Origin of the sequence: Pseudomonas sp., assembly GCF_050739935.1 — a bacterium.
In the GTDB taxonomy this organism is placed as follows: domain Bacteria; phylum Pseudomonadota; class Gammaproteobacteria; order Pseudomonadales; family Pseudomonadaceae; genus Aquipseudomonas.
This window is the reverse complement of the sequence record NZ_JBOICF010000014.1, coordinates 1-1,635: the sequence shown is the minus strand read 5'-3', so window position 1 is coordinate 1,635 and position 1,635 is coordinate 1. Positions and strand designations below refer to the sequence as shown.

2 protein-coding genes are annotated in these 1,635 nt (G+C 59.9%); one reads left to right on the top strand and one right to left on the bottom strand.

Annotated elements, in window-relative coordinates; genetic code table 11:
• Positions 1-517: DUF6436 domain-containing protein (locus ACRER8_RS01845; protein ID WP_431744659.1), on the bottom strand; the 517-nt coding region annotated here is incomplete at its 3' end.
• A gap of 107 nt (positions 518-624) precedes the next feature.
• On the opposite strand from ACRER8_RS01845, the gene ACRER8_RS01840 reads away from it, so the two are divergent.
• Positions 625-1,566: an alpha/beta hydrolase gene (locus ACRER8_RS01840; protein WP_431744658.1), complete on the top strand. Its 942-nt coding sequence runs from the start codon at positions 625-627 to the stop codon at positions 1,564-1,566.
• The last annotated feature ends 69 nt before the right edge of the window (positions 1,567-1,635 follow it).

Here is a 1,635-nt window from a genome sequence, read left to right as displayed (position 1 = left end):
CCTTGAGTGCCTGAAGGATCGGTTCGATAAAGCTATTTTGCGAATTACAGACCAGCCCCTCGCTGTAAGGCCCGAAATACGCGAGGTCGCCCTGCCGGTCCCAGATTGCAACTGCTGGGGTCGAGGTTATCCGCTCGACCCCCGGCAGGCTCTCCAACGATTTGACAGCGCCCAATGTCGAGGGCAGTTGCCCGTGAGTCCCTGGCTTTCGCAGCGCATAGAAATCCACGCCGCCGGCCCCCGAAAAATGTTCAACCAGCTCACTCAGGTGTTGCTGATTGCCGACATTGCACGGACAGGCCGGGTCCCAGAAATGCACCACACGGATTCGCCCCGGCCCTGCGATTTCTGACGGCAGCCTGAGTGCGTCTCCCGCAAACAACGCCGTTCGCTCACTGAACGCTCTGACGTATCGACCCTCAAACCATCTGTAGCTCAGCCACAAGCCTGCCGCACAGGCAACGGCGATCAGCGCGAGCAAAACGGTGCGACGTCGAGCGAGTGAATGAGCGGTCATGAGCTGGCTTCGATTTGGGTGACGTAGCTTGCCACGCCTGGGAGGACGGAAGAAACTCACGGGCATGCGTCACTTGTGAATTTCTATCTGCCTGATGTGGAATGCCGATGCCCAACACGTTCGACCCCGATCACCTGCGCGCCGGCCTGCAACCTTTGAGCGCGAAGCTGGCGCTCACCCAAGAGCAGCTTGCTTACCAGCGCTTCTACAGCCTGGCGGGGCTCGGGCGTGATCAGCGAGTCAGCAGCCGCCTCGGCCTTTTCGAGATTGGCGGCTACGAGATTGTCACCCAGCTGTGGGCGCCGGAAAACCCCGTGGCAACGCTGGTGCTGGTGCACGGTTTCTACGACCACATGGGGCTTTATCGGCATGTCATCGAGTGGGCATTGGAGCTCGGATTTGCAGTGATTTCCTGCGACTTGCCGGGGCATGGTCTGTCCAGTGGCACTCGGGCAAGCATTACCGATTTTTCCGAGTATCAGGTGGTACTCGACCGGTTGTTTGCCGAGGCGGAAATCCTGCAGCTGCCCAAACCCTGGCATCTGTGCGGGCAGAGTACCGGCGGTGCGATCGTCATTGATCATCTGCTTAATCATGGCGACGAGAGTCCGGCTCAAGGGCAGTCGATTCTGCTGGCGCCTCTGGTTCGCCCCCGCGGCTGGACCTGGTCCAAGGTCAGCTATTACCTGTTGCGCGCTTTCGTCAAAGGCATCGACCGGCGCTTCAGCGAAAACTCTAACGCGCCTGCCTTCCTGCCGTTTCTGATGGCCGACCCGTTGCAGCCCCGTCGCCTACCAACCGTCTGGGTAGGGGCGCTCGCCAAGTGGATCGAACGCATCGAAAACGCCCCGCGCAGCCGACGCAGCCCGCTGATCGTGCAGGGCGAGTCAGACATGACCGTAGACTGGAGCCACAACCTGGCGGTGCTCAATGACAAATTCGATCACCCGCAGATCATCATGCTGCACGAAGCACGGCATCACCTGGCCAATGAGTTACCAGAGCTGAGAGCGCAGTTTTTCGAATTCCTGACGCAGCGGATGGGGTAGCACCGGATGTGTTGATACGCCTTCAATTGTAGGAGCCGGCTTGCTGGCGAACGCGGTGGGCCAGATACG

Excerpts from the sequence above, each read along its gene's own strand:
- ACRER8_RS01840 (WP_431744658.1), top strand. The coding sequence starts at position 625 with ATGCCCAACACGTTCGACCCCGATCACCTGCGCGCCGGCCTGCAACCT.